Below are 19609 nucleotides of genomic sequence, written 5' to 3'. Positions count from 1 at the left end.
AAACCAGAATTCGTTGAGCGAAAGGAAACTGACATGACGATTGCACTCATCACAGGCGGTAGCCGGGGCCTTGGCCGCAGCGCAGCGCTGCATCTGGCCAGACAGGGAGTCGGCATCGTCCTGACCTATCAGAGCAATGCGAAGGCGGCGGAAGAGGCGGTTTCTGAAATTGCAGCCGAGGGCGGCACCGCCATTGCCCTGCCGCTCGACACGGGGAAGGTGGCAAGTTTTGCTGCTTTTGCTGAAAAGTTGCAGCAGGCGCTTCAGGAAAAATGGGGCCGCACAACCTTCGACTATTTGGTGAACAATGCCGGTCATGGCGTTCACAAGCCATTTGCCGAAACCACGGAAGAAGATTTCGACGGTCTGGTGAATGTGCATCTGAAAGGCGTCTTCTTCCTGACGCAGTCCCTGCTGCCGCTGATCGAGGATGGCGGCAAGATTTTGAACGTCTCGACCGGTCTCGCGCGTTTCGCGCTGCCGGGCTATTCGGCCTATGCCACCATGAAGGGCGGCATCGAGGTTCTGACCCGCTATCTCGCTCGCGAGCTTGGCCCGCGCGGCATTGCGGTGAACGCGATTGCGCCGGGCGCCATCGAAACGGATTTCGGCGGTGGCGTGGTGCGCGACATGCCGGAAGTCAACAAGATGGTGGCGAACTCCACGGCCATGGGTCGCGTGGGACGTCCGGATGATATTGGCGGTGCAGTAGCGGCCATTCTGTCGGGCGGCACGGGCTGGATCACCGGCCAGCGCATCGAAGTGTCCGGCGGTCAGAATATCTGACGATCTAGTTTAGCCTTATCGAAATGCGGCTGGTGTCATGCACCAGCCGTCTGAAGGCTTCCAGAAAAGGCTTGCCTCCGAGCGTGCGCAATTCGCTCAGCGCTTCTGTGTTTTTAAACACAAGCTCGCATTCGCCAGGCCAACCTGGCCCTTGCCATTGCACCGCATCCCAGAAAGAATCGAGCGTATAGCCGAAGGATTGCACATCCTGCGCCGGGACCGCGGCAAGGTAGCGTCGCCAGAGTTCGTCTGGCGTTGTCACACCTGCGCAGTCGATTTCGTAAACGGGCACCATCAACCGAGCAGGATCAAAAGTCCGTCCACCATGCCTAATAGCAGGATGAGCGCGCCCATCGTGATCGCCGTGATGATGAGCATGCGCTTTTGCCGGTTGCGCTTGTCGGGCTGCTTCCCTGTCCAGTCATATGAAGAACCAGGCATATGCATCTCCAGATCGGCCTATATTTTCTATAAGCCTTCAGAGAGCTTTATAAACGCCTTCTGTGCGGTTTATCAAATGCGCCGCGTTTCTGGCTAAACGACGGTCCTCAGACCGCCGTACCGCCGACGGTGACCTGATCCATACGCAGATGCGGCTGGCCGACGCCAACAGGAACCCACTGGCCGCCCTTGCCGCAATTGCCGCTGCCGGTATCGAGCTTCATGTCGTTGCCGATCATAGAAATGCGCTGCATGGCATCCGGACCGTTGCCGATCAGCATGGCGCCCTTGATTGGCGCGGCAACCTTGCCGTCCTCAATCATATAGGCTTCGGTGCAGCCGAACACGAACTTGCCGGAGGTGATGTCCACCTGCCCGCCGCCGAACGAAACGGCATAGATGCCTTTCTTCATGGAGGCGATGATCTCTTCCGGCGTCTTGTCGCCCGACAGCATATAGGTGTTGGTCATGCGGGGCATCGGCGCATGGGCATAGGATTCACGGCGTCCGTTGCCGGTCGCCTCCATGCCCATCAGGCGGGCGTTCTGCCGGTCCTGCATGTAATTGACCAGCTTGCCGTCGTCGATCAGCACCGTGCGATTGGTCGGCGTGCCTTCATCGTCGATGGTCAGCGAACCGCGACGCTCGGCAATCGTTCCGTCATCCACGACGGTCACGCCCTTGGATGCCACTTGCTGGCCGAGCAGCCCGGCAAAGGCCGAGGTCTTCTTGCGGTTGAAGTCGCCTTCAAGGCCGTGACCAACCGCTTCGTGCAGCATGACGCCCGGCCAGCCATTGGCGAGTACAATGTCGAACGTGCCCGCCGGGGCAGGGATCGCTTCCAGATTGACCAGCGCCTGCCGCAGAGCTTCGTCGGCTGTGTGCTGCCAGCTTTCAACAGTGATAAATTCGCCAAAACCCTTGCGCCCGCCCAGCGTATGCGAGCCGGATTCCTGACGGTCGCCGCTGCCTGCCACGACCGAAACGGTGAGCCGCACCATGGGGCGGATATCGCGCACGAAATGGCCGTCGGCGCGCAGGATTTCAACCTGCTGCCATGAACCGGCCAGCGAGACGGAAACCTGACGAACTTTCGGGTCCTTGGCGCGCAGATAGCCATCGATCTGCTGCAAAAGCTGCACTTTCGCATCAAAGGTCGGCGAGCCGATGGGGTTTTCGTCGGTATAGAGATGGCGATTGGTGCCCGCCGGTGCAGCGGCATAGGAACCGCCATAGCCCTTGATGGTGGCGGAAACCGCATCGGAGGCGCGCTTCAGCGCGGCCATCGAAAGGTCGCCCGCATGGGCATAGCCGATGGCTTCACCGGCAACCGAGCGCAGGCCAAAACCCTGATCCTGATTGAAGGAACCGGTCTTGAGACGGCCATTGTCGAAAACGAGCGCTTCAGCTTCGCGATATTCGATGAAGAGTTCGCCGTCGTCGCTGCCCTTGAGGCTTGCGGCGACGAGGCGTTCGATATCGTCACGTCCGGTATCGAAACTGTCGATCAGGCTTTTCATAAAAACAAATCCTGCAGCATGGGTCTGCTGCAGGATGTAAGCCTTAAAACGGTTGAGAACAACCACGCGATGAAGAACTGTTGAGATTCTGGTGATGGTGAGGCGAAAACCGTTGGCCGCAAGAACCAGAGCGGAATGTACTTAAGGGTACATGAGCACCGGAAGCGCAGCGGGATGCGGTTTGCAGCCCGCCAGCGCCGGAATATCGATAGTTCTTAGGGCAGGGCGTCGAAGCCTTCACCAAACCCCTTCAAATCCACGGGAATGCCGACGCCTTCTTCCGGTGTCTGGAAGACGATGAAGGTTGCGGCCTTGCCGGAACGCAGCGTCTTCAACAGCTCGTCTTCGAGAATGACTTCCGCATAGCAGCCGTCTTCGAAGCACCGCACGAAATAGGCGCGGCCAATATCCTTGCCGTCGACGTTGAGGCCGAGGCCGTTCGGCAGCAGAACGCCGAGCGGGGCCAGCACGCGCAGAATGCGCGCCTTGTTATCGGCGGTCTTCAGAACCACGACCGAAAGGCCGAGTTCCGGACGCTTGGCGGCAACCACATTCTGGATTAGCGCGCATTGCTCGGTCTTGGCGCCAGCGGGCGTATCGCAAAGCACAGCCCAAGCGCCGTGCTGCGACTTCAGCTTGCCGCTTTGCTGCGGGTTGGACGGGGCCGCCTGCGACTGCGCAGCCGGGGCCTGATCCGGTGTCTGCAACGGCGCGGGCGTATTCTGCGCGGCGGACGGCAGGGTTGCGGCTGCGAGCGACAGGCTGACGCCAGCGGCAAGAGCCATCAGGCGCTGAAGAATCGGGCGGTTGGCAAGCATGCGGACAGTCATGAAATCTCCAGATCGAATCCCTGATCGAATCAGTGGGACGTTAACGCGCAGCATCAGCCATGAAAAGCAATCAGAGACGCGATTATCAGTCATCGTCAATCATAGCTATCATTGCAACGGTGATATCGCCTGTTGGATCGATTGTCACGTAGCACGTGCGGCGAAACCTCTTTTCAAATCATGGCTTCATTATGAGATTTACAGGTTTTTCCCAAGTTTTTGCCGGTTTAAGGATGCGCAGGCATAAGGCTAGAAATCCGGGCGGAATTGGGAGTGGTTCCGTCGGCGGGCAAAAGCTGCGCGCAAAAATGCCGCACAGGAACATATTCGCCTTCCTTGCGGTGTGCGTTAAGGTGTGATTTGAACGCCGACGGGGGATGCGGCCGTCATTTGCGTCCGGCGTCCAGCCTGAAAGGGCGAAAAGGGAGAGAGTTCTGGTGGATAAGATTGTTGCCACAACGAAGGGCGCCGTCGTTGGTGCTCTTGCAGTGCTGTGGATGACCGGTGCCGCTTTTGCGGATCAGCCGCGTCCATGGGAATGGAGATTTCAGGACGCTGCAACGGGTATTGCCGAGCAGATTCATTGGTTTGAGCGCTATACGCTCTGGTTCATTATTCCGGTTACGTTGCTGGTTCTGGCGTTGCTGGTTATCGTCGTGCTTCGCTTCCGGGCGAGCGTCAATCCGGAACCATCGAAGACCAGCCACAATACGATGATCGAAGTGATCTGGACCGTTGGTCCCGTGATCATTCTTCTGTTCCTGGCTGTGCCGTCGTTCCAGCTTCTGACCGCGCAATATTCGCCGGAAGACCCGTCCCTGACGGTCAAGGCAACCGGCTACCAGTGGTATTGGGGCTATGAATATCAGGTCGACAATCCGGTCAGCTTTGACGCCCTTCTTCTGAAGGATGCAGATCGCGCCGCCGCGGGCAAAGAGGATAAGTCCCGCTATCCGCGCCTTCTGGCCGTCGACAATGAAGTGGTTGTTCCGGTCGGTGAAACCGTTCGCCTTCTGGTAACCGCCGCCGACGTGATCCATTCCTGGACCATTCCCGCCTTCGGCGTGAAGATGGATGCCGTTCCCGGCCGTATCAACGAAGCCTGGTTCAAGGCTGACAAGGAAGGCCTCTATTACGGTCAGTGCTCGGAGCTTTGCGGCAAGGATCATGGCTTCATGCCAATCGCCGTGCGCGTTGTCTCGAAAGAGCAGTACCAGACATGGCTCGCCGCTGCGGGCTCGGATCTGAACGGCGCGAACAAGGCGCTGCAGGCTGCCGTCGAAGGTGGCGCAAACAATAAAGTGGCTGCGGCGGGTCTCTGATCCCGAACGCCAAACTGTTGAAAAACGGGAGCGAATTCCATGGCTGGCACAGCAGCTCACGAGGGTGCCCATGACGACCACAAGCCACACGGCTGGGTTCGTTGGGTTTACTCGACCAATCATAAAGACATCGGTACGCTGTACCTGATCTTCGCAATCATCGCCGGTATCATCGGCGGCGCGCTGTCCATCGCGATGCGCGCCGAACTGCAGGAACCGGGCATTCAGATTTTCCATGGCCTTGCGTCCATGGTCTACGGTGTCGAGGGCGATGCCGCACTTGATGCCGGCAAGCAGATGTTCAACGTGTTCACCTCGGCGCACGCGCTGGTCATGATCTTCTTCATGGTCATGCCTGCGCTGATCGGTGGTTTCGCCAACTGGATGGTGCCGCTGATGATCGGCGCGCCGGACATGGCGTTCCCGCGCATGAACAATATTTCGTTCTGGCTTCTGCCGCCTGCGCTGATGCTGCTGATGATCTCGCTGTTCATGCCTTCGGCACCGGGCGGCTGGGGTCCTGGCGGCGGCTGGACACTGTATCCGCCACTTTCGACGAGCGGTCAGCCGGGTCCGGCAATCGATTTCGCCATTCTGGCGCTGCACATTTCGGGTGCATCGTCGATCCTCGGTGCAATCAACTTCATCACCACGATCCTGAACATGCGCGCGCCGGGCATGACGCTGCACAAGATGCCGCTCTTCGCGTGGGCTGTTCTGGTCACGGCATTCCTGCTTCTGCTTTCGCTGCCGGTTCTGGCAGGCGGCATCACCATGCTGCTGACCGACCGTAACTTCGGCACGACCTTCTTCGCGCCGGATGGCGGTGGTGACCCGATCCTCTACCAGCATCTGTTCTGGTTCTTCGGTCACCCGGAAGTGTACATTCTGATTCTGCCGGGATTTGGCATCGTCAGCCACATCGTCTCGACCTTCTCGCGCAAGCCGATCTTCGGTTATCTCGGCATGGCCTACGCCATGGTCGCCATCGGTGTCGTCGGCTTCGTGGTCTGGGCGCACCATATGTACACGGTCGGCCTGTCGCTCGACACGCAGCGCTATTTCGTGTTCGCCACGATGGTCATCGCGGTTCCCACAGGCATCAAGATCTTCTCATGGATCGCGACCATGTGGGGTGGTTCGATCACCTTCCGCGCGCCGATGCTGTGGGCAATCGGCTTCATCTTCCTGTTCACGGTCGGTGGTGTGACGGGCGTTCAGCTCGCCAATGCCGGTCTCGACCGTGCACTGCACGACACCTATTACGTGGTGGCACACTTCCACTACGTTCTGTCGCTGGGCGCTGTCTTTGCGATCTTCGCGGGCTGGTACTACTGGTTCCCGAAGATGAGCGGCTACATGTATAACGAGTTCACCGCGAAGCTGCATTTCTGGGTCACCTTCATCGGTGTGAACCTGATCTTCTTCCCGCAGCATTTCCTCGGTCTCGCTGGCATGCCGCGCCGTTACATCGACTATCCGGATGCCTATGCAGGCTGGAACATGGTGTCGTCCTACGGCTCCTATATTTCGGGCTTTGCCGTGCTGATCTTCCTCTACAATGTCTTCGAGGCATTCGCGAAGAAGCGTGAAGCGGGTGCAAACCCATGGGGCGAAGGCGCAACCACGCTGGAATGGCAGCTTCCTTCACCGCCGCCGTACCACCAGTGGGAACAGCTGCCGCGCATCAAGTAATCGCGCGAAGGGCATGAGCATTTCCAGCAAAAGTGCGAAGCGGTTTTGCTTAGGATAATGCGACAGGGAAAAGTGAGCATTTCCAGCAAAAGTGCGAAGCGGTTTTGCTTAGGATAATGCGATGGGTAGGGGGAGGTCTGTAAAAGGCTTCGCCCTTTCCAACAAATTGTGCTAAAGGCGGGCGACATTCTGTTCCGCCCATCGCGTTATGACCGTACTGGCAGGTTTGGCCTGCCGACAATTGCACGGCATTTCCGGCAGGAACGGATGTTCTCCGGGAGGGACAAGTTGTGTTGGTTGTCGAACTGTATCGAACAAGATGCGGTGGTCGGACCGGTGAATTTGAGGTTGTTGAAGTCTAATGTCGCTGGTGGAAAAAAACGTAAGCGCTTCAGGTCCGAATGACGCAGTCGCGTTCTCGGAAGCAACGGCGCGGGACTATCTGGTTCTGCTGAAGCCGCGCGTGATGTCGCTTGTGGTGTTCACGGGGCTGGTCGGGCTTGTCCTTGCTCCGGGCACGATGAACCCGGTTCTGGCTGCCATCAGCATTCTCTGCATCGCGGTTGGTGCGGGCGCATCCGGCGCGCTGAACATGTGGTACGACGCCGATATCGACGCGGTGATGAAGCGCACCCGCAACCGCCCGATTCCCGCTGGTGTGATTGCACCCAATCAGGTTCTGGCTTTTGGCCTCACGCTGTCGGTCTTTTCGGTGCTGACGCTGGGCCTGATGGTCAATTGGCTGTCGGCAGCGCTTCTGGCCTTCACAATCTTCTTCTATGCCGTCATCTACACGATGTGGCTCAAGCGCTCGACGCCGCAGAATATCGTCATTGGCGGTGCTGCGGGCGCGTTCCCGCCGATGATCGGTTGGGCTGCGGCAACGGGTGAAATCACCTGGGACAGCGTCGTGCTGTTCATGATCATTTTCCTCTGGACACCGCCGCATTTCTGGGCGCTGTCGCTGTTTTCGACCAATGATTACGAAGCCGCGCGCATTCCGATGATGCCGAATGTGAGGGGCGAGCTTTCGACCCGCCGTCAGGCGATGTTCTATACGCTGCTCATGGCGCCGGTCGGCGTGCTGCCATGGGTGATGGGCTTTGCAGGCCCGGTCTACGGCGCCGTCTCGGTGCTGCTGGGCGGAGCCTTCATCTATTATGCCTGGCGCATGTGGATGGCCGCATCGCAGCCGGAAATGCTGGTTGCCGCGCGCAAGCTGTTTCGCTTTTCGCTGGTGTATCTGTCCGGCCTGTTCGCGGTTATGCTGGTCGAGGCACTGACGTTGAAGGCGCTTCACGCCTTTGGAGTGTTGTAATGGATAAAACGGCAGAAAATCCGGTTCATGAGAAGCTGGAACTGGTCGTGCCGACCGAGCAGCAGAAGAAAGCCCAGCGCAACCGGTCCTGGGGACTGGCAATTGCCTTGGCGCTGTTCGTGCTGCTCGTCTATGTCGGCACGATAGCAAAACTGGGTGCCAATATTCTGGTGCGGCCGCTCTGACAAACAGTTCGGGTTAAGCTGTTTCGGGAGGGAAACTGGGAGGAGACCATGGCAGATCAGCAGAACAAAGACGATAAGCTCAAGCGGCAGCAGCGTTCCAACCGGACCATTGCGATTGCCTGCGTGTCTTTCTTCGTCTGCATGATCGGTGCGGCCTATGCGTCCGTCCCGCTTTACACGCTGTTCTGTCAGGTCACGGGCTATGGCGGCACGACGCAGCGCGTTGAGCAATATTCCGATACGATTCTCGACAAGACCATCAAGGTGCGTTTCGACGCCAATACGGCTAATGGCCTGCCTTGGGATTTCAAGCCGGTGCAGCGCGAAGTGACGGTGCGTATCGGCGAAACCACCATGATCAAATATGAAGCGCGCAACCTGTTCGATGAAGCGACCTTTGGTCGTGCGAGCTTCAATGTCTCGCCGGGCCGGGCAGGCGCCTATTTCAACAAGGTCCAGTGCTTCTGCTTCACGGATACCACGCTGAAGCCGGGCGAAGACATGGAAATGCCGGTGGTTTTCTTCGTCGATCCGGAGATCGTCAACGATCCCGATCTGAAGGATGTGAAGACCATCACACTTTCCTACACATTTTTCCCGATCGACAAGCCGAAGCCGGTTGCCGATGCAAAGGCAGCAACGAAGCCGGATGATGCGGTGAGCAATGGGGGATAACGGGACGCGAGTTCCGGGGCGGCACATAATGCCGCAAAGACAAATGCGAAGACTGGTTTTATTGTCGGAATCGAACCGTTGGTAAAACCGCTTGAATATTGACGGTATGCGGCATCTGGTCAGGGAGCCATCTGACGCAAAACATAGTCGCGCTTGCTTGTGTCCCTTGGCGGATTTCAGCAGGCAGGCACGAGAGAGGAGCCCCTCAGGGGATTACGGGGAGAGACATGGCGGACGTACACGAGAAGAACCACGATTATCACATCATAGCGCCCAGCCCTTGGCCGTTCCTGAGCTCGATGGGCGCTTTTGTGCTCGCAATCGGCGGCATCGCCTGGATGCGTTACATCAATGCGGGTGAGGTGCCGTTCTTCGGCCTGAACCTCGTCACGCCGTGGATTTTCTTCATCGGCCTCGCAATCGTGCTGTACTGCATGTATGGCTGGTGGGCGGATACCATCAAGGAAGGCAAGGAAGGTCACCATACCCGCGTCGTGTCGCTGCATCTGCGCTACGGCATGATCATGTTCATCGCTTCGGAAGTGATGTTCTTCGTGGCATGGTTCTGGGCCTTCTTCGATGCAAGCCTCTTCCCGAACGAAGTTCATCAGGTGGCGCGCGCCACGTTTACGGGCGGCGTCTGGCCTCCGAAGGGCATCGAGGTTCTCGACCCGCTGCACCTGCCGCTCTACAACACTGTGATTCTGCTCCTGTCGGGCACGACGCTCACCTGGTCGCACCACGCGCTGCTGCACAATGACCGCAAGGGCATGATCACCGGCCTCGCTATCACCGTGGTGCTGGGCATTATCTTCTCGTTCGTGCAGGCCTATGAATACATGCACGCTCCGTTCGCGTTCAAGGACTCGATCTACGGCGCGACCTTCTTCATGGCCACCGGTTTCCACGGTTTCCACGTGATCATCGGCACGATTTTCCTTCTGGTCTGCCTGTTCCGCGCAATCGGTGGTGATTTCACGCCAAAGCAGCATTTCGGCTTTGAAGCTGCCGCCTGGTACTGGCACTTCGTTGACGTGGTCTGGCTGTTCCTGTTCTTCGCCATTTATGTCTGGGGTGGCTGGGGCGCGCCAATGCACGCCGGCTGATTGGCCGTAATCTGAGTTTGAAGGCGGCCCTGGCAACATGGCCGCCTTTTGTTTTGAAACACCGTCAAGATCTTGGAGCGCGCGATGCCTGATGCCAATCTCTATCCGCCGGTCGATCCGATCAAAAGCGGTATTGCCGGGCGCTGCCCGCGCTGCGGCGAGGGCAAGCTGTTCAACGGTTTTCTGACGGTCGCGCCGCGTTGCAATGCCTGCGGGCTGGATTATGCGTTTGCCGATTCCGGCGACGGTCCGGCAGCTTTTGTGATTCTGATCATCGGCTTTATCGTCGTCGGGCTGGCGCTTTGGATGGAAGTCAATCTCGGCCCGCCTCTCTGGGTGCATTTCATCCTTTGGGTGCCGCTGGCGATCATTCTAAGCCTCGTCGCGATGCGATGGATGAAGGGTATTCTCATCAATATGCAATATCGCAACAAGGCCGCGCCCGGCACGATACAACGAGGTGCCGATAGCCATCCGGATACCAAAGAATGACAGAGCGTCAGGCATCGCGCCGCTTTCCATGGGGCGTTCTCATCGCATCGGGTATCGCGCTCGTCATCCTTCTGGCGCTTGGCACCTGGCAGGTGGAGCGGCTCTATTGGAAGGAAGCGCTGATCGCTTCCACCAATGAGCGCATCAAGGAACCGCCGCTGCCGCTGGCGGAGATGGAAAAGCTCTATAAGGAAAAGAGCACGGTCGAATATCTGCCCGTGACCGTTTCCGGCACCTTCATGCATCAGGGCGAACGGCATTTCCTGTCCACCTATGAAGGTGCGGCAGGCTATAATGTCTATACGCCACTGATGCTGGAAGACGGACGCTTCGTGCTGGTCAATCGCGGCTTCGTTCCCTATGAGAAGAAGGACCCGGCCACCCGCGCCGATGGCCAGTTGGACGGGCCGGTGAGCATAACCGGGCTGGCGCGCGACCCGCTATCCGCAAAGCCCGGTTTCTTCCTGCCCGAAAACGATATCGCCAAAAATATCTTCTACTGGAAGGACTGGGCGGCGATGGCCGAAAGCGCCGATCTGCCGGATCTCAATCAGGTTGTGCCCTTTTTCATCGATGCCGACAACAAGCTCAATCCGGGCGGGCTGCCCATCGGCGGCGTGACGATCATCGATTTTCCCAACAATCATCTGCAATATGCTGTGACGTGGTACGGCCTCGCTCTGGCGCTGATGGGGGTTGTCGGAACGTGGCTCTGGCGCTATCGAAAATCGCCAAGGGGTTGACATTGGCCGCGTTGCGGCCCAACTCGGAGGCTACAGATCTTAAGTATTTCGTCACGCCGAACCTGCGAGCTTCTTCATGACCGATCAGCGCCCCCCACTGGAAATTCGCCTTTGCGGTCCGCGCGGCTTTTGCGCTGGTGTTGACCGGGCGATCCAGATCGTCGTGCTGGCGCTGAAGAAATACGGCGCGCCGGTCTATGTCCGCCATGAGATCGTGCATAACCGCTATGTGGTCGAAGGGCTGCAATCGCGCGGCGCGATCTTTGTCGAAGAGCTTGATGAAATCCCGGCGGAGCATCGCGATCAGCCGGTGGTTTTCTCGGCCCATGGGGTTCCGAAATCCGTGCCTGCCGATGCGGAATCGAAGAACCTCTTCTATCTCGATGCGACATGCCCGCTGGTTTCCAAGGTGCACAAGCAGGCCATGCGCCATCAGCGGCTTGGACGCCATGTCATCCTGATTGGCCACTCCGGCCATCCGGAAGTCATCGGCACGATGGGCCAGCTGCCGGAAGGCGCTGTCACGCTGATCGAAACGGTCGAGGACGCCCGCAACTGCCATTTTGCTGATGAGGATAATCTCGGTTTCGTCACGCAGACGACGCTCTCGGTGGACGATACCGCAGGCATTATCGAGGAATTGCAGGCGCGCTTCCCCAATCTTTCGGCTCCGGCTGCGGAATCGATCTGCTATGCCACCACCAACCGTCAGGATGCGGTTCGCGCGGCAGCGCCCGGCTGCGACCTGTTCCTGATTGTCGGTGCGCCGAATTCGTCCAATTCGAAACGTCTGGTCGAAGTAGCGGAAAAGGCGGGCGCGCGCATGTCCATGCTGGTGCAACGCGCGGCTGATATCGAGTGGGACAAGATCGGCGATATTTCGGTCGTCGGTCTTTCGGCGGGTGCTTCCGCCCCGGAAATCATCGTTGACGAAATCATCGCATCGTTCCGCGACCGCTTCGATGTGCGCATCGAACTGGCGGAAACGGCAGTGGAAACGGAAAACTTCCTTGTGAATCGTGAAATTCGCGATGTGGAACTGACGGTGCAGGATATGGCATTCGTCAATGGCGAGAACAAGGTTGTCGGCATTCCGAAACTGGCGCCCAAAATAATGCCCAAGGTCATATAGGGGAAATAAGCGGCATGGCCGTCTATACTGATATCAACGAAATCGAACTTGGCGCATTCCTGCAGCAATACGATATCGGCACGCTGACGTCCTATAAGGGCATTGCCGAGGGCGTGGAGAATACCAATTATCTCCTGCACACGACCTCCGGTTCCTTCATTCTGACGCTTTATGAAAAGCGCACCAACCGCGAAGACTTGCCGTTCTTTCTGGGCCTGATGCAGCATCTGGCCCGGCATGGCGTGGATTGCCCGCAGCCGGTGATACGCAGCGACGGCGAAACGATCGGCGAACTGGCCGGGCGCCCGGCGGCCATCGTCACCTTTCTGGAAGGCATGTGGATGCGCAAGCCGACGGTGGCGCATTGCGAGGCCGTGGGCGAGGGACTGGCGCGCATGCATCTGGCAGGCGAGGATTTCGCCATGCGCCGCCGCAACGGTCTGACGCTGCCCGACTGGCGCCCGCTGTGGAACCTGTCGCGCGAACGCGCCGATACGGTCGAACCGGGGCTGGTCGAAGAAGCCGAAGCCGATCTCGACTTTCTGGAAAAGCATTGGCCGGCCGAACTGCCGCACGGTGTGATCCATGCCGACCTGTTCCCGGACAATGTCTTTTTCCTCGGCGACAAGCTGTCGGGCTTCATCGATTTCTATTTCGCCTGCACCGATATTCTGGCCTATGACGTTGCCGTCTGCCTGAATGCGTGGTGCTTCGAAAAAGACTTTTCCTATAATCGCACCAAGGGCGCAGCGCTGTTGCGTGGTTACACATCGATCCGTCCGCTTTCGACGGCGGAAGCCGATGCGCTGCCGGTCCTCTCGCGGGGGGCTGCGGTGCGCTTCATGCTGACGCGGCTTTATGACTGGCTGACCGTCCCCGACGGCAGCTTCGTCATGAAGAAGGACCCGATGGAATATGTGCGCAAGATGCGCTTCCACCGCCAGATCGTTTCGGCTGCCGAATATGGGCTGGAACCGCAGGGAGTGGCTGCGTGAAGCGGATCGAAGCCTATACGGACGGCGCTTGCTCCGGCAATCCCGGCCCCGGCGGCTGGGGGGCGGTGCTGCGCTGGAACGGCAATGAGAAAGAGCTGAAGGGCGGCGAGGCCGAGACCACCAACAACCGCATGGAGTTGATGGCGGCAATTTCGGCACTGTCGGCGCTGAAGGAACCTTGCGAAGTCGATCTCTATACGGACTCGGTCTATGTGCGCGACGGTATTTCCGGCTGGATTGAAGGCTGGAAGCGCAATGGCTGGAAAACAGCGGCCAAGAAGCCGGTGAAGAATGCCGAGCTATGGCAATTGCTGGATGAGGCGCGCAAGCCGCACAAGGTCAACTGGCACTGGGTCAAGGGCCATGCCGGGCACCCGGAAAACGAACGGGCCGACGAACTGGCCCGCGCCGGTATGGAGCCGTTCAAATATGGCGGCCACAAATCTTTGAAGGTGCTTTAGACATCATTCTGGATACTAAAAAGGGCGGTTTTCACCGCCCTTTTTTGCATTGGATCAAAGCTGTTCGAGAATTCCGGCAGCAGCGGAGGTCACGGCCTGACCGGCCTGTTCCTCGATATTGAGCGTCTTGACCACGCCATCTTCGACGATGGCCGAATAGCGCTTGGAGCGAATGCCAAGGCCGCCCGCGGTGGCGTCGAGTTCAAGGCCTGCTGCCTTGGTGAAAGTGGCTGAACCGTCTGCGAGATAAAGAATCTTGCCTTCGCCGCCGGTGCTCTGCGCCCATGCGCCCATGACGAAGGCGTCATTGACGGCGACGACCGCAATCTGATCCACGCCCTTGGCGAGAATTGCATCGCGATTGTCGAGATAGCCCGGCAGGTGGTTGAGGCTGCAGGTCGGCGTGAAAGCGCCCGGAACGGCAAAGAGGACGACCTTCTTGCCTTTGAAGACTTCGTCGGTCGTCACTTCCTTGACACCGTCCGCAGTCTTGACCTTGAAGGTTGCTGCGGGAAGCGTGTCGCCAACTTTGATCGTCATCTGTTCTCTCCTGAGGGCAGGGGATAAATCGCCGTCTGATCCGCTGCCTGATTTTAAAACTGTCATTGCCGCACTGCGAAGCGCAGGCAGCGACAGTTAAACCGATAACGGGGCGCTCGACAATTTCAAAACGTTGATATTGCCATCAAAAAGGGCGAGGGCGCACACGACTTCAGTCGAGCGTGACCTGTCCCGATACAGCCTTGCCGTTCTGCACGACGGTATAGTCGACTGTTGCATAGCGCGCATTGCCCTTGATCGTAACGGTGAAGTTGCGATTGCCGGACGCCACCGGATCAGACAGGCGAAGCTTGTCGCTGGCGACGAAAAGCTCGGCAGGTGCTTTGGGATCAGGCACGGCCACGGTGAAGACGGCCGTGTCCTCATCGCGCTTCACAGCGCTGACGCCGAAAGTGGGGGAGGCCGTCGCCGGAAGCCGCCCGAAGGCCGTCTCCACAATGGTACGCGCGGCAATGGCCTGCGGCTCGGCGGATTCGGCATTTGCACTCACGGGGAAGTCGAATTCGGCCTGCACGGGGATGCAGATATGTTCGCAAACACCCAGAAAGGCATGGCCTTTGAGGCGTGTGTCATCGGGTTGCAGCTTGAAGATGATGGGGAGCGAAACCGGCTTCTTGTAGCCGATGCCGTCGTCATCTCCACCGAACCGCACTGGCGCGGGATAGTCGATCTGTGCGTTGGCGTTGCCATCAAGATTGATCTGTGGCGGCACACCGGCACTGCCCGGATTGCGCCAATAGGTTTTCCACCCCGGCTGCAACTCGATTTGCAACGCGCCGCGTATCTCGCGCTTTGGGCCCGCTTCAGCTGAAACCGCACCATCTTCGATGATGACGCGGACGCGCCCGCCGGGGGTGTCGGTCCAGGCGGACGTTGAAGCGTGGGCGGGCAGGGCCGAGGTGGCCAGCAGGCCAAACGCAAGAATATTCAGACGTGTTTTCATTGTTCAAAAATGAAATGAAATCATGGTTGCTTCAAGTCCAACATTGTTGGGAGCAATTATATTTTTGCGTCCGTCGAAGACAATTCTGCGACGCCCATTGTTATTTTCTGCAGGCTTGCTACCTTCATCACTATGACCACGATGCGGAAGCCAAACCACGAGCAGGGGTTCTTAAACGGGCAGTTCCTGCTGGCCATGCCCGGCATGAGCGACGAGCGTTTCGCCCGGTCGGTGGTCTATATCTGCGCCCATTCGGACGAGGGCGCGATGGGCTTCATCATCAATCAACTGCAGCCGATCGGCTTCCCGGATATTTTGCGCCAGATTGGCGTGATCGATGAGGATGAACTGATCATTTTGCCAGAGCGCACGCAGCATATGATGGTGCGCAATGGCGGGCCGGTAGATACCTCGCGCGGTTTTGTGCTGCATTCCGACGATTACATGGTCGATTCCACCATGCCGGTCTCCGAAGATGTCTGCCTGACCGCAACGGTTGATATTCTGCGCGCCATTTATGGCGGCAAGGGCCCGTCACAGGTTTTGATGGCGCTGGGCTATTCCGGCTGGGCGCCGGGGCAGCTGGAAGCAGAACTTGCCGACAATGGCTGGCTCTGTTGCGATGCGCCGCTCGACATGCTTTTCGACAGCGACATCGAAGGCAAATATTCCCGCCTCATGATGCATATGGGCATCGACATGTCGCGACTGGTTTCCGACGCGGGGCATGCGTGAGTCAAGGAGTAGGGGAATAGGGCAGTAAGGGAGTAGGTCAAAAAGACTTGCTTCGGCTGACCCGATTCAGTTTTTATTCCCCTATTCCCCTATTCCCCTATTCCCCCTAATCTCACGCTGCCGCTGCTTCCAGCTGTTCCTTGATCATACGGGTGGCGTCTTCGCGGCTGGTCGGCTGGCCGAACATGAAGCTCTGCACATATTCGCAGCCCATCTGGCGCAGCTGGAGCGCGTCGCTTTCGCTCTCCACACCTTCCGTCACAACCGCCAGCCCCAGATCATGCGCCATGCTGACGATGGAACGCAGCAGGGTGGTCTTCTGCGGCTGGTCGCCCTTCACGAAGGAGCGGTCGATCTTGATGATGTCGAACGGGAAGCGCGTCAGATAGGCTAGCGACGAATAGCCGGTGCCGAAATCATCCAGTGACAGGCCGATCCCCATCGTCTTGAGCCGCGCCAGCACATGGGCCGACTGCTCGGGATTTTCCATGAGGACGGATTCGGTCAGCTCCAGCTTCAGGCTGCCCGGATTGAGGTGGATGCGCGACAGTACGGACCGGACATCGTTGATGAGGTCTTGCCGGATGAGTTGCGTGGATGACAGGTTGACCGAGACGAACAGGTCGAGTTTCGGGAATTGTTCCTGCCAGGCGAAGAGGTCTTCGGCGGCGCGCTGCATGGCGAAAAGGCCAAGCTGCACGATCAGTCCAGAGTTTTCGGCAATCGGAATGAATTCCGACGGCGAGATTGCGCCACGGCGCGGATGTTCCCAGCGCATTAGCGCTTCGAAACCGGCGATGGTGCCTTCCTCCAGTTTGACGATCGGCTGATAGGCCATGCTGATTTCGTCGCGTTCGAGCGCGCGGCGCAGATCGGATTCCAGCTGCAGCTTGTCGCTGCCGATGGCGCGGAAGGCTGGGCGGAACGGCTCGATCCGGTCGCCGCCAAAGCGCTTGGCCTGATACATGGCCAGTTCCGCGTCCTTCACGAAATCTTCTGCCGTGGTGGCGGTTTTCGTCCATGTGATGAGGCCGACGGAGGCGGTCAGGACGATCTCGCGCTTGGCGTAGGCAATGGGCGCGCGGGTGGCCTGACGCAGCGCTTCCGCAAAGGCCGCGATACGGCCGGGGTCGCTCTCTGATGCAAGCAGCAGCCCGAACTGGTCGGAAGACAGGCGCGACAGCGTGTCCTGCGGCTTCATCAATCGCGCCAGACGGCGCGAAATGGTCAAAAGGATTGTATCGCCCGCCGACATGCCCAGACTGTCATTGACCTGCTTGAAGCGGTCAATATCGATCATGAACACGGTCGGGTGCAGATTGCTCTCGCCGCGCGCCATGTTCATCACATTGCTGAGGCGGTCGAGGAAAAGCTCACGGTTGGGCAAGCCGGTCAGATTGTCATGTACGGCATCGTGCAGCAGGCGCTCTTCGGCCTTCTTCTGCTCGGTAACGTTGACGAGCGTGCCGACGCAACGCACGACTTCGCCGTCCGAGCCGATCACCGGGCGGGCGCGCAGCGCATACCAGTGGTAATGGCCGTCATTGGCGCGCATACGGAAAATCTGGCCGATGCGTCCGCGGCGGTTTTCCAGAATGGCGTCCAGCGTCGAACGGAAACGATCCCGGTCGTCGGAATGCATGACGGGCAGCCAGTTGCGCACCGGTCCCTGCAAGCTGCTTGCCGAATTGCCGAGCTGGTTGGCGATATCGGGCGTCGTAACCACGCGGTCGCGCGGCACATCCCAGTCCCAGACGATATCGCCCGCGCCGATGACGGCAAGCGCCTGGCGTTCCATGTCGGACAGCAGCCCTTGCTGCAGCGCACCGCCCGCAAAGGCGTGCTGCATGACGGTAAAGCCGATCAGAAGCACAATCAGCACGAGGCCGCCGCCCAGCGCTGGCTGGACAATATCGTTGTCGAGACGGCCCGTGACCGCCATCCATGCGCCGAGCAGCCATATCAATGTGAGAAGCCAGGCGGGTATCAGCATGACCGCCCGGTCATAGCCCTTCACCGCGAGATAGCCGATAATCGCCACACCGGAAACGACGGTCAGTGCGAGCGAGATGCGGGCGATGCCCGAGGCAATCGGCGGATCGAAAACCGCAACGCCTGCAAGCGCCAGCAGGCCCAGAACCCACGTCACCGCGCCATAGCTGAAATGGTCGTGCCAGCGGTTGAGATTGAGATAGGCGAACAGGAAGATCACCAGCGAGGCGGCAAGCGCCACCTCTGTGCCCGCGCGCCATATCTGCTCATTGCCGGGTGTGATTTCCATCAGCTTGTTCCAGAAGCCGAAATCGACGCAGATATAGGCGAGAACCGCCCATGCAAGCGCCGCCGTGGCTGGAAACAGCGAGGTGCCCTTGACGACGAAGAGAATGGTCAGGAACAGCGCCAGCAGGCCTGAAATGCCAAGCAGGATACCGCGATAGAGCGTATAAGAATTGACCGTGTCCTTATAGGCTTCCGGTTCCCACAGATAAAGCTGCGGCAGATTATGCGAGGAAAGCTCGGCGACGAAGGTGACCACGCTGCCCGGATTGAGCGTGATGCGGAACACATCCGCATCGGCGCTTGGCTGGCGGTCGAGCGCGAAGCCTTCGCTGGGGGTGATCGACGCAATACGCGGCGAGCCGAGATCCGGCCAGATAATGCCTGAACCGACAAGACGGAAATGCGGCGCGACGATCAGGCGGTCGATCTGCTGGTCGGTCGGATTGGCGATGGAGAAAGCGGCCCAGTCGCCGGAGGCATTGCTGTTCTGATCGGCCTGCACTTCGATGCGGCGCACAATGCCATCGGGGCCGGGCGCGGTAGAAACCTGAACGCTCTCGCCCTTGTTGCGCAGGAGTTCGACGGCGCGCGACAGATCGAGAGCGGTGTCGTCCTTGGAAATCTTGATCGGTTCGATGGCAGATGCATGAACGGTCGAAAAGGCCAGAAAGACGATCAACGCGAGAAACCGCGCGGCGTTCTGGAATAGCTTTTCAGAAAAACCGCTCACGAGCGTTCAACCTTGCCATTGATCATGCGGCCATCCAACATACGTTTGTCGCTTTCTATGAGGGCGAACAGCAGGTGGTCCTGCCAGAAGCCATTTATCTTGAGATAGGAGCGCAACAGTCCTTCTCTCTGAAATCCGGCTTTTTCGAGAAGCCGGACCGAACGTACATTATGGGGAATACAGGCAGCTTCAATCCGGTGCAACCGCAGTTGGTCGAATGCAAAGGGGATAACCAGAGAGAGCGCCTCGGTCATATAGCCTTTACCCGCGAAAGGAGCGCCGCTCCAATAGCCGATCATGCCGTTCTGTCCTACGCCGCGCCGGATATTGCCGAGCGTGATACCGCCGAGAATGCGATTATCGCTGTTGCGGAAAATGAAGAAAGGATAGCCGGTTCCGGCAGAAATTTCTTCCTGAAAACGCCGCATGCGATAGCGGAAGGCGCTTTTCGTCAGGTCATCGTCGGGCCAGGTCGGCTCCCACGGGGTTAGAAACGCCCGGCTTTGCTCACGCAGATTTGCCCAGCCCGCGAAATCACCCATCATGGGCTCGCGCAGATAAATGCGCTGTCCACGCAGGATCGTCGGGTTGTTGCGCCGAAACGACAGGCCGATCATCGGAGTTAGGGGAGTAGGTGAGTAGGGGAATAAGTGAGTAGG

Annotated in this window: 21 protein-coding genes; 13 read left to right on the top strand and 8 right to left on the bottom strand. The window is 58.7% G+C overall.

The genetic code is table 11. From position 1 onward, the window contains the following. The first annotated feature begins 33 nt into the window (after positions 1-33). Positions 34-786 (top strand): SDR family NAD(P)-dependent oxidoreductase, encoded by a 753-nt coding sequence (locus tag QLQ11_RS05925; RefSeq protein ID WP_109368487.1) that lies wholly within the window; start codon positions 34-36, stop codon positions 784-786. 4 nt (positions 787-790) lie between these two features. Here the strand turns inward: QLQ11_RS05925 and QLQ11_RS05920 are convergent, their stop codons facing one another. From QLQ11_RS05920 to QLQ11_RS05905, 4 genes are all read right to left on the bottom strand, one after another. After that, positions 791-1081: a hypothetical protein gene (locus QLQ11_RS05920; protein ID WP_124915234.1), complete on the bottom strand. Its 291-nt coding sequence runs from the start codon at positions 1079-1081 to the stop codon at positions 791-793. Beyond that, positions 1081-1227, bottom strand: coding sequence for a hypothetical protein (locus QLQ11_RS05915; protein ID WP_167836051.1), 147 nt, complete (start codon positions 1225-1227; stop codon positions 1081-1083). The genes QLQ11_RS05920 and QLQ11_RS05915 overlap by 1 nt, the downstream gene beginning before the upstream one ends. Positions 1228-1334: 107 nt before the next feature. Next, positions 1335-2747 carry a metalloprotease TldD gene (gene tldD / locus QLQ11_RS05910; RefSeq protein WP_109370182.1) on the bottom strand — a complete coding sequence of 471 codons (1413 nt, stop codon included), beginning with the start codon at positions 2745-2747 and terminating at the stop codon, positions 1335-1337. Between the two features lie 215 nt (positions 2748-2962). Further along, positions 2963-3577, bottom strand: a complete 615-nt coding sequence (locus tag QLQ11_RS05905; protein WP_109368489.1) for an invasion associated locus B family protein — start codon at positions 3575-3577, stop codon at positions 2963-2965. 497 nt (positions 3578-4074) lie between these two features. On the opposite strand from QLQ11_RS05905, the gene coxB reads away from it, so the two are divergent. From coxB to rnhA, 11 genes are all read left to right on the top strand, one after another. Continuing rightward, on the top strand, positions 4075-4899 hold the full coding sequence (coxB, locus tag QLQ11_RS05900; protein ID WP_171317181.1) for a cytochrome c oxidase subunit II: 825 nt from the start codon (positions 4075-4077) through the stop codon (positions 4897-4899). A gap of 39 nt (positions 4900-4938) precedes the next feature. Next, complete coding sequence (ctaD, locus tag QLQ11_RS05895; RefSeq protein WP_109368491.1) at positions 4939-6594, top strand: cytochrome c oxidase subunit I; 1656 nt, start codon at positions 4939-4941, stop codon at positions 6592-6594. Between the two features lie 361 nt (positions 6595-6955). Continuing rightward, the gene (locus QLQ11_RS05890; protein ID WP_124915210.1) at positions 6956-7912 is read left to right on the top strand and encodes a heme o synthase; all 957 of its coding nucleotides are present in this window, start codon (positions 6956-6958) and stop codon (positions 7910-7912) included. Further along, on the top strand, positions 7912-8097 hold the full coding sequence (locus QLQ11_RS05885) for a hypothetical protein (RefSeq protein ID WP_109368493.1): 186 nt from the start codon (positions 7912-7914) through the stop codon (positions 8095-8097). Before QLQ11_RS05890 ends, QLQ11_RS05885 begins: the two co-directional genes overlap by 1 nt. 48 nt (positions 8098-8145) lie before the next feature. Further along, complete coding sequence (locus QLQ11_RS05880) at positions 8146-8772, top strand: cytochrome c oxidase assembly protein (protein WP_124915211.1); 627 nt, start codon at positions 8146-8148, stop codon at positions 8770-8772. 227 nt (positions 8773-8999) lie between these two features. Beyond that, on the top strand, positions 9000-9878 hold the full coding sequence (locus tag QLQ11_RS05875) for a cytochrome c oxidase subunit 3 (protein ID WP_109368495.1): 879 nt from the start codon (positions 9000-9002) through the stop codon (positions 9876-9878). An 84-nt stretch (positions 9879-9962) separates the two neighbouring features. After that, positions 9963-10370: a DUF983 domain-containing protein gene (locus QLQ11_RS05870; RefSeq protein WP_121537369.1), complete on the top strand. Its 408-nt coding sequence runs from the start codon at positions 9963-9965 to the stop codon at positions 10368-10370. Beyond that, the gene (locus QLQ11_RS05865) at positions 10367-11113 is read left to right on the top strand and encodes an SURF1 family protein (RefSeq protein ID WP_124915212.1); all 747 of its coding nucleotides are present in this window, start codon (positions 10367-10369) and stop codon (positions 11111-11113) included. The genes QLQ11_RS05870 and QLQ11_RS05865 overlap by 4 nt, the downstream gene beginning before the upstream one ends. 76 nt (positions 11114-11189) lie before the next feature. Further along, positions 11190-12245: a 4-hydroxy-3-methylbut-2-enyl diphosphate reductase gene (ispH, locus tag QLQ11_RS05860; RefSeq protein ID WP_371835841.1), complete on the top strand. Its 1056-nt coding sequence runs from the start codon at positions 11190-11192 to the stop codon at positions 12243-12245. Between the two features lie 14 nt (positions 12246-12259). Next, positions 12260-13240: a homoserine kinase gene (locus QLQ11_RS05855; protein ID WP_109368499.1), complete on the top strand. Its 981-nt coding sequence runs from the start codon at positions 12260-12262 to the stop codon at positions 13238-13240. Continuing rightward, entirely contained in the window at positions 13237-13701 is a 465-nt protein-coding gene (rnhA, locus tag QLQ11_RS05850; protein WP_121537375.1) for a ribonuclease HI, read from the top strand. Before QLQ11_RS05855 ends, rnhA begins: the two co-directional genes overlap by 4 nt. Positions 13702-13755: 54 nt before the next feature. On the opposite strand, the gene QLQ11_RS05845 is transcribed toward rnhA, so the two are convergent. After that, complete coding sequence (locus tag QLQ11_RS05845; protein ID WP_109368501.1) at positions 13756-14241, bottom strand: peroxiredoxin; 486 nt, start codon at positions 14239-14241, stop codon at positions 13756-13758. A 172-nt stretch (positions 14242-14413) separates the two neighbouring features. Beyond that, positions 14414-15205, bottom strand: a complete 792-nt coding sequence (locus QLQ11_RS05840; RefSeq protein WP_121537377.1) for a protein-disulfide reductase DsbD domain-containing protein — start codon at positions 15203-15205, stop codon at positions 14414-14416. 132 nt (positions 15206-15337) lie between these two features. On the opposite strand from QLQ11_RS05840, the gene QLQ11_RS05835 reads away from it, so the two are divergent. Next, positions 15338-15940 carry a YqgE/AlgH family protein gene (locus QLQ11_RS05835; RefSeq protein ID WP_109368503.1) on the top strand — a complete coding sequence of 201 codons (603 nt, stop codon included), beginning with the start codon at positions 15338-15340 and terminating at the stop codon, positions 15938-15940. 112 nt (positions 15941-16052) lie between these two features. Here QLQ11_RS05835 and QLQ11_RS05830 read toward each other — a convergent pair whose 3' ends face one another. Together QLQ11_RS05830 and QLQ11_RS05825 are read right to left on the bottom strand one after the other, a co-directional pair. Next, a complete protein-coding gene (locus QLQ11_RS05830; RefSeq protein ID WP_109368504.1) occupies positions 16053-18950 on the bottom strand; it encodes a sensor domain-containing phosphodiesterase in 2898 nt (965 codons plus the stop codon). After that, entirely contained in the window at positions 18947-19567 is a 621-nt protein-coding gene (locus tag QLQ11_RS05825) for a GNAT family N-acetyltransferase (RefSeq protein WP_109368505.1), read from the bottom strand. Before QLQ11_RS05825 ends, QLQ11_RS05830 begins: the two co-directional genes overlap by 4 nt. Positions 19568-19609 lie beyond the last annotated feature (42 nt).

Source organism: Ochrobactrum sp. SSR, assembly GCF_030067775.1.
In the GTDB taxonomy this organism is placed as follows: Bacteria; Pseudomonadota; Alphaproteobacteria; order Rhizobiales; family Rhizobiaceae; genus Brucella; species Brucella teleogrylli.
This window is presented reverse-complemented; position numbering and strand designations above follow the sequence as displayed.